This window comes from Verrucomicrobiota bacterium (assembly GCA_016871675.1).
GTDB lineage: Bacteria > Verrucomicrobiota > Verrucomicrobiia > Limisphaerales > VHCN01 > VHCN01.
The window spans coordinates 1-8,287 of the sequence record VHCN01000099.1; the positions used below are offsets into that span (position 1 = coordinate 1).

8 protein-coding genes are annotated in these 8,287 nt (G+C 67.4%); 3 read left to right on the forward strand and 5 right to left on the reverse strand.

The features are described 5' to 3' along the window. The first annotated feature begins 113 nt into the window (after positions 1-113). Positions 114-1,337 carry a type II secretion system F family protein gene (locus tag FJ386_14430; protein ID MBM3877886.1) on the forward strand — a complete coding sequence of 408 codons (1,224 nt, stop codon included), beginning with the start codon at positions 114-116 and terminating at the stop codon, positions 1,335-1,337. 7 nt (positions 1,338-1,344) lie between these two features. Here FJ386_14430 and FJ386_14435 read toward each other — a convergent pair whose 3' ends face one another. Further along, positions 1,345-3,567, reverse strand: coding sequence for a DUF1343 domain-containing protein (locus FJ386_14435; protein MBM3877887.1), 2,223 nt, complete (start codon positions 3,565-3,567; stop codon positions 1,345-1,347). A gap of 426 nt (positions 3,568-3,993) precedes the next feature. Between FJ386_14435 and FJ386_14440 the strand changes: the two genes are divergently transcribed. Then, the gene (locus FJ386_14440; GenBank protein MBM3877888.1) at positions 3,994-5,202 is read left to right on the forward strand and encodes a glycosyltransferase; all 1,209 of its coding nucleotides are present in this window, start codon (positions 3,994-3,996) and stop codon (positions 5,200-5,202) included. Between the two features lie 12 nt (positions 5,203-5,214). Here the strand turns inward: FJ386_14440 and FJ386_14445 are convergent, their stop codons facing one another. From FJ386_14445 to FJ386_14455, 3 genes are read right to left on the reverse strand one after another with little or no spacing between them, the layout of a single operon-like run. After that, a complete protein-coding gene (locus tag FJ386_14445) occupies positions 5,215-5,706 on the reverse strand; it encodes a methylated-DNA--[protein]-cysteine S-methyltransferase (protein MBM3877889.1) in 492 nt (163 codons plus the stop codon). Between the two features lie 6 nt (positions 5,707-5,712). Beyond that, positions 5,713-6,225, reverse strand: a complete 513-nt coding sequence (locus FJ386_14450) for a hypothetical protein (GenBank protein ID MBM3877890.1) — start codon at positions 6,223-6,225, stop codon at positions 5,713-5,715. Between the two features lie 48 nt (positions 6,226-6,273). Next, positions 6,274-6,957: a hypothetical protein gene (locus FJ386_14455; protein MBM3877891.1), complete on the reverse strand. Its 684-nt coding sequence runs from the start codon at positions 6,955-6,957 to the stop codon at positions 6,274-6,276. 116 nt (positions 6,958-7,073) lie between these two features. On the opposite strand from FJ386_14455, the gene FJ386_14460 reads away from it, so the two are divergent. Then, a complete protein-coding gene (locus FJ386_14460; protein ID MBM3877892.1) occupies positions 7,074-7,826 on the forward strand; it encodes a single-strand selective monofunctional uracil-DNA glycosylase in 753 nt (250 codons plus the stop codon). A 3-nt stretch (positions 7,827-7,829) separates the two neighbouring features. On the opposite strand, the gene FJ386_14465 is transcribed toward FJ386_14460, so the two are convergent. Then, positions 7,830-8,287, reverse strand: a 458-nt coding sequence (locus tag FJ386_14465) for a hopanoid biosynthesis associated radical SAM protein HpnJ (protein ID MBM3877893.1), incomplete at its 5' end; no start/stop codon positions are given.

Genomic DNA, 8,287 nt, shown 5'->3' on the forward strand with positions numbered 1-8,287 from the left:
GGCGGGGCGCGGAAGGGAAAAGTAACACGCGTGCGGAAGCCCCGAAGTTGGGCGCGGGGCGCGGCGGTTTCACCTTGAATCTCCCGTGCATACCGCTACAAAAGGCCCAACGTATGCCAACCTTCACCTACGTGGCGCGCGATGCGGGAAACGGTCGCGAAGTGCAGAGTTTGATCGACGCCGCCTCCGAGCAGGCTGCGGTGCAGGCGCTGCTCGGGCGCAATCTGCTCGTGGTCAGCATCCAGGAGAAGGTCAGCAAGCGCGGCAAGATCGTTGGCGGCAGCGTGCCGCTGGCCGACCTCGTCATCTTCACCCGGCAACTCGCCACGATGATCGACGCCGGCCTCGCGATCGTGCAGTCGCTCCAGGCGCTCGGCGACCAGACCTCGAACAAGGTCATGCGCGACGTCATCCGCGACGTCACCACGCGCGTCGAGGGCGGTGACAATTTCTCGAGCGCGCTCCAGAAGCATCCCAAGGTCTTCGTGCGCCTCTACGTCTGCATGGTGGACGCCGGCGAGAAGGGCGGCTTGCTGTCGGAAATCCTCGCCCGCCTCGCGACTTACCTGGAAAACACGCAGCGCCTCCGCAAGAAGGTGAAATCCGCGATGATGTATCCGACCGTCGTCACGCTCGTGGCCATCGGCATCACGATCTTCCTGCTCGTGCGCGTCGTGCCGGTATTCAAAGAAGTCTTCGAGGGCTTCGGCGCCAAACTGCCACCGCCGACGCAGGTGCTCATCGACATCAGCAACTGGATGAAGAGCTGGTATCTCATCGTGCTCGGGGGCTTGGGCGCGCTGGTCTGGGGATTCTTCTGGTTTATCAAGACCAAGCAGGGGCTCGAAATCTGGGACCGCGTGCGGATTCAGATTCCCATCTTCGGAGCCATCGCCCACAAGATTTGCCTCGCGCGCTTCACACGCACGCTCGCGTCGCTCGTCCGCTCGGGTGTGCCCCTCCTCGAAGTCCTCAACATCGTCGCAAACACCTGCGGCAACGTCGTGATGGAGAAGGCCACGCGTGCCGCCGCCGGCGACATCGAGCGCGGCGAGGGCATCAGCGTCGCGCTCGGCAAGCACCCGATCTTCCCGACGATGATCATCCGCATGCTCACCGCCGGCGAACAGACGGGCAAAATCGACCAGATGCTCGAGCGCGTCGCGGACTTCCTCGACGAGGAAATCGACACGACACTCAGCGGCCTGACCTCCCTCATCGAACCGCTGCTGATCGTGTTCCTCGGCGTTGTCGTCGGCGGCATCGTGATCTGCATGTTCCTGCCGATCTTCAAGCTCGGCGACATCGTCAGCGGCACCCAGCAGGGCAGCCCGTAGCCGCGCGCTACTTGTAAATCAGAAACGCCTCGCGCCGGCGCCTGAAGTCCTCCACCTCGGCAGTCCACGCGCCCTTGATTTCCGCCAGCGGCCGGCCCGCCTTGATCGCATCCAATGTCGCGCGGTGCTGGAGCAGCGTGTGCACCTTCTCCAGCGCAAAGTCCCCCGGGTGCAGCCGCTGCAACGCAAGCGCCACCGTGAGCCCCGTGTCCACCGCATTGAAGCGCTCCCGGTCCGTGACGAGGATGCCCACCCCCGCGCACGGCTTGTCCTTGAACACGCTCGCCTTGGGCGTGAAGCGCACCGGCACGAAGCGCACCCCGGCGAGCCCCGCGCGATTCAACTCGCCCGCGAGCTTCACGTCATCCACGTAAGGCGCGCCGACCAGCTCGAACGGCGTGTCCGTGCCGCGCCCCACGCTGACGGCCGTTTCGATCAAACCGATGCCGGGATACAACGTCGCCTCCGCGAGGCTCCGCATGTTGGGAGAAGGATTCGTCCACGGCAGCCCCGTCTGGTCGAACCACAAGTCCCGCCACCAACCCTCGACCTGCACCACGGTCACGTCCGCCTTGAAGCCGCGCTCCGTGTTGATCATCCGCGCGAGTTCGCCCGCCGTCATGCCGTGGCGGACTGGCACGCGATGCCACGCCACGAAGCTCGCCGCGCCCGTGTGCACGGGGCCCTCGACCGCGGCGCCGTTGATCGGGTTCACGCGGTCGAGCACGAAGAACCGCTTGCCCGCCTTCGCCGCCGCCTCCATGCAGTTGGCCATCGTGGCCATGTAGGTGTAGAAACGGCAGCCGATGTCCTGGATGTCGAACACCAGCGCGTCGAGCGAGGCGAGCTGCGGCGGCGTCGGGGCGCGGCGCTCGCCATACAGGCTGTGCACCGGCAACCCCGTCTTCTCGTCCACGCTGTCCGGGACCTTCTCGTCGAGCGCGCCGCGGATGCCGTGCTCGGGACTGAACAGCGCCGTCAGCCGCACGTCCGCCGCCGCCTTGAGCAGGTCGATCGTCGCGTTTCGCTCGCGGTCGTGGCCGGTGTGATTCGTGATGAGCCCGATGCGAAGCCCCTTGAGCGGCGCGAAATTCTGCCGCTTCAACACGTCGATGCCGTTGAGCACCTCCGCCTGCAACGGCCGCTCGCCGTAACCCGCACGCGGCGGCAACGCGCCCGGCACGTGATGAAAATTGAAGTCCTTGATCGCCTCGGCCGCGAGCGTGCCGAGCTTCGCGCGCAACGCCAGCACGCTGCCCGACTCCGTCGGGTGGTTGCGGTTCGAGTGAAAGACAAGAATCGTGTTCGAGAACGGGTCCACCCACAGCAACGTGCCCGTCCAGCCCGTGTGCCCGTAGGAACCGAGCGGGAACACCTTGCCGCGCGGCCCGCTGTAGCTCGAGTCGATGTCCCAGCCCAGCCCGCGCCGAGACGGCACGCCCTCGGGGGACTGCACGCTTGTCATCAACTTCACCGTCGCCGGCTTGAAAATGCGCACGCCGTCCAACTCGCCCCCGTTCAGCAGCATCCGCGCGAAACGCGCCGTGTCCGCCGCCGTGGTGAACAGCCCCGCGTGGCCCGCCACGCCGAACATCTTGCGCGACGTCGGGTCGTGCACCACGCCGCGGACCACGAGGTCCTTCTCCTTCGTCGTCGGCGCGATGCGCGCGAGCTTGGACGCGGGCGGGAGAAACCCCGTGTCGCGCATCCCGAGCGGACCGTAGATTTCGCGCCCGCAAAACTCGTTCAGCGGCGCGCCTGCCACGCGCCGCACCACCTCGCCAAGCAGGATGAAGTTGATGTCGCTGTAGGTGAACCGCGCGCCCGCTGCGCTGCGCAGCGTTTCGGCGCAGGCCTTCTCGATCGCCGTGGCATGGCCGGACCACTCGCCCGCGCCAAGCCCGGGCCGCAATCCGGACGTGTGCGTCATCAAGTGCCGGATCGTGACCGCTTCCTTGCCACCGCCGTCGAAGGTCGGGATGTATGTGCGAACCGGCGCGTCCACTTCAACCTTGCCGCGCTCAACGAGCAACAGAATCGCCGGCGTCGCGGCCATCACTTTCGTCACCGACGCCGCGTCGAAAATCGTGTCCTTCGTCATCGGCTCGTCCGCGGGCTCGACCGCGCGCCGGCCATAGGACTTGTGATACACCTGCCCCGCGTGCTCGAGCCACAGCACGCCGCCCGGCAACCGCTTCGCCGCAATCGCCTCCTCGATCGCTCGGTCCATCTCCGCCAGCTTATCCTCGCTGAATGCCCTCGGCGGCCACGCCACGGACGGCGGGCGTGAAACTGCAGGCGATCGCGCGGCGGGAATGGCCGGCGTCGGCACCTGGCAGGCGGCGAGCGACAGCGCGAACGTGGCGAGTGCGATGCGGGCGAGAATCCCGAGTCCGCCGCCACTCGCCGCCGGCACCTCCGACCTCGCGCGACCACCCCTCACCCCATCCTTCTCCCCACTTCGGAGGAGGGGAGCGGGTGCTCCCGCTCGGAGCGGGACGGGTGAGGGGTGGTCGGGACAGGGCGAGTTCATGTGCGGGATGCGTGAATTCATGGGAGAACCCCGGAGTTTCTACGCGGCGGGACTCGCGAACGCAAGCCGCGCCGGCCCTATTGATTTCCCTCCCCGCCGCGCCGCGTGTTAAGAACTGCCGCAGTGCTGCTGACCATCATCCTCGCCGCGCTCGCCATGCTGAGCCTCGCGCTCACGCTGTGGCAGTGGATCGTGGCGCGGCGTTTCCCGCTGCACAAGCGCATCGAGTCGCCGCGCTTCACGCCGCCCGTCTCGTTGCTGAAACCGCTCAAGGGACTCGAACCCGACACGCCCGCGTGTCTCCGAAGCTGGCTCGAGCAGGATTACCCCGCCGATGTTCAAGTGCTCTTCGGCGTCGCCTCCGCGGACGACCCCGTATGCGGCCTCGTGAAGAATCTCCTCGCCGAGTTCCCGCAGCGCGACGCGCAACTCGTCCTCTGCGCGGAGCAACTCGGCGCGAACGCCAAGGTCTCCACGCTCGTCCACCTCGCGCGCCTCGCGAAGCACGAGCACCTCGTCATCAGCGACGCCGACGTGAAGGCACCGCCCGACCTGCTCGCGAACCTGCTCGCGCCGATCGAGGACCGCGCCGTCGGCCTCGTGAACTGCTTCTACCGCCTCGCGAACCCAACGACGCCGGCGATGCAGTGGGAAGCCGTGGCGATCAACGCCGACTTCTGGAGCTCCGTGCTTCAATCGCGCAGCCTCAGGCCGCTCGACTTCGCGCTGGGCGCAGTGATGGCCACGCGCCGGGCGCAACTCGCGGAGATTGGCGGCTTCGAGTCCCTCGTGGACTACCTCGCGGACGATTACCAGCTCGGCCACCAGATTGCGAAGCGCGGGCACCACATCGAACTCTGCCCCGTGGTCGTGGAATGCTGGAGCGCGCCGATGAACTGGCGCGAGGTGTGGGCGCATCAACTGCGCTGGGCGCGGACCATCCGCGTGTGCCAGCCCGTTCCGTGGTTCTTCAGCATCCTGAGCAACGCGACGCTGTGGCCAATGGCGGCTTCCCTTTCAGTCGCCATCCACGTTCACCTCTCATACCCGCAAGGTCTCTTGGCAGAAGTCGGCCCGATCGAATCCGCAGCCGGTTGGTCTGTCGGAGCTGCGCTCTTCCAAGTTGGAGTTCTACTGCGAGTTGTTTCCGCACATAAATTCCGAGATGCGTTGGGCGCGCGGACGAAGGGCGACAGTTGGTTCCTCTTCGCAATGGTGAAGGATCTGCTTCAACTCCCGATCTGGATCCTCTCCTTCCTCGGCAACACGATCACGTGGCGCGGCGTGCGCCACCGGGTCCGCGGCGGGGGCAGGCTCGAGAAGCTGCCGTGAACCAGCGGCCGGTCACTTCCCGCCGACCCCTACGCCCTCGGCCGCAAGCAGACGCTGCTTCCAGTTCACTCCGCCTGAAAAGCCGCCCAGCGTCCGGTTCGACGCAAGCACGCGGTGGCACGGCACGAGGACCGGCACCGGATTCGCGCCACACGCCGCGCCCACCGCCCGCGCCGCGCCGGGCTTCCCCAGTCGCGACGCCACTTCGCCATAGCTCCGCGTGCGACCGCTCGGAATCTTCAGCAACTCGCGCCACACGCGCCGCTGGAAATCCGTTCCCGCGGCCAAGTCGAGCGGCGGCAGTTCGCGCGGGTCGCGACCTGCGAGCCCATCGTCAAGCGCGGCGCGCGTCTGCCGAATCCACGCCGCATTCTCCCCGCTTCGAGACCGGCTCGCAACAGCGCGGGCGTTGCGGCCGCCGGGAAACTCGAGCATGGCGAGCCCGGCCGTGGAAAACGTCGCAGCGAATGCCCCGGCCCGGGTCCGGATCAGTTTGGTGTGCATGCGCGGTCAAAAATTCTTGAGCACCATGGTGAACAACCCGAGCAGCGCGAGCAGCAGCACGAGGAAAAGCCCGATGAAACGGTTGCGCGCGACGCGCTGTTCGTAGCGGAGCGGACGCAGCCCGTGCAGGGTGCCGGCGGTGAGCAGGGGCAGGATTCCCGGGGCGGTTTGCGCCGGACCGGCGGCGCGGCCCTTGAACGACTGCCACCATCCCGAGAGGTCGAACTTCCGCACGCCGAATTCATTGTAATGCGCGGCCGAGCTGCGCGCGGGCGGCGCGAGGGGCAGGGCGCGCGGAGCGACATCGGGAAGCGACTCCACGCGCGCGGGCGCGGGCAACGTCGTGACCGGGGCCGGGGCGGGCGCCGCAGGCACCTCGGGCGATCTCACGACGCGCTGTCCATCAGGAAGGGCCGTCGAGCGCAGCCGCGGACCGGCGGGCGCGCCGCCCTGCAAACGCTCGATCTCCGCCTGCACGGCGTCGAGTTCCTCCTGCAAGTCGCGCGCGCGGTCATTCAAGGGATCCGAACGCTTCGTAAAGATTCCCATGGCGGCAACGGTTCCCGGTTACTTTCGAATCAGAAAAATCGCCAGCGCGATGAGCACGGCCAGCGCGACCGGCCAGGTGAGCGCGAGGCCGGCACGGCACAGTTGCGCGAAGCTCATCTCCGGATGCAGCAGCGGCAGCGCGCTCGCGGCGCCGGCTGGATTCGCCGCGGCCGGTGAATCGGGCCGGCCGTCGAGCACGGGCCACTTCAGCCGCGCGGTGTTCCATTCCATCCGCGCGTTTTCGATCGTGGTGAGCGCGCGGGTGAGCTCGGTGCTGCAGTTGTCCTTGGTCCACGACGCTTCGTCGAGCGACTCGATGCGCGCGAGGGAGTCGCGGAGCGCGGCAAGCGATCTGGACATCTGCTCGGCTTCGCGGCGCGCGGTGAGGTCGCCCTCCTCAAGCAGAGCCACGCCGCGGGTCAGGTGCTGGAGCATCTCCTCGCGGCCCGTCTGGAACTCGACGCGGCGGCGGCGGGCTTCCTCGACCGCGGCGCGTTCGCGCTCGAGTTCCTCCTGCTGGCGCTTGAGTTCGGCGAGGCGGAGTTGCGCGGAGGTGACTTGCGCGTCGAGTTCCTCGCGCGTGGGCGGTCGTTGCGGAATGGAAACGCGGAGCGCGGGCTCCGCGGGCGCGGGCTTCGCGCGCGGCGAAGTGGATGGCGCATCGGTGTCCACGAACTCCGAGAAATCATATGGCGCCGACATGGGCGGGACTTTAGGCCCGCGCGACGCGACTGTAAAGACTCGGGGACGGACGGCTCGCAACCCGGCAGCGATTGTCCTTGTCGGGGCGATTTTGAACCGGTGCGATCGCTGCTCGTATGAACGCGCGCGGCACGTCGAGCGAAACGCTCCGGCATGTGCTCGCCGCTGCGCGAGGCCTTGCGCGGGCAGCCGGCACGCTTGAGTTCGCGCCACCCGTCGCGTGCGTTTACAACCCGCTCGACTACGCGTGGCCGTCGCACGAGGCGTATCTGCGCCGCTTCGCGCGAGGCCGGAAGCGGGTGATCTTCCTCGGCATGAACCCGGGGCCGTTCGGCATGGCGCAAACGGGCGTGCCTTTCGGAGAGGTCGCCGCGGTGCGCGACTGGCTGGCAATCAGCGCCGGGATTGCGCAGCCGGCGCGTGTGCATCCCAAACGCCCCGTCGAGGGCTTCGGCTGCGCGCGTTCCGAAGTGAGCGGACGCCGGTTGTGGGGGATGTTCGCGGAGCGATATGGGACGCCGGAACGGTTCTTCGCCGATCACTTCGTTGCCAACTACTGTCCGCTCGCGTTCATGGACGGGGGCGGCCGAAACCTGACGCCAGACAAACTGCGCGAGGCCGAGGCCGCGAGGCTCTTCGCCGTGTGCGACTCGCACCTGCGCAGGCTTGTGGCCGCGTTGCGGCCGCGATGGGTGATCGGCGTTGGGGAGTTTGCCGAACGGCGTGCGCGGCTGGCGCTCGGTGACGGCGCGGTGCAGTTCGGCCGCATCCTTCACCCGAGTCCGGCGAGTCCGGCGGCGAACCGGGGGTGGCGCGCCGCAGCCACGCGGCAGCTTGAGTCCCTCGGGGTGTGGACGCGGCGCGACTGATTTTCAGGCGGCGGCCTTCGCAGCCGCGAGGTCGGTGCGGCGCTGCGCGAGGCTCTTGAAAAACTCGAATCCCTCGCGGGTGCGGCGGACGAAGACGTCCTTGTCCTGCAACATCGACTTGAAAATGCGCCACGACGGGCCGCGCGGGATGAGCAGCTTGCCGAACTTGTTGAAGTAATAGCGGTGGTAGAATTCCTCGAGCGACGCGAAAATCTCGTCCTTGCTCAGGCCGGGATACTCCAGCGTGCTCTGCTGGAAGCCGTCGCCCTCGACAAGGTCGGTCTTGTCTCTCTTCGTGAACCACCCGTTCTGCTTCGCCATTTCGAACAGCTCGGTGCCGGGATACGGCGCGGCGAGGGAGACTTGCAGCGAGAAGACGTCGAGCTCCTTCGCGAAGTTGATGGTCTGCTCGATGGTCTCCTTGGTCTCAACCGGCAGGCCGAGGATGAAGGTGCCGTGGA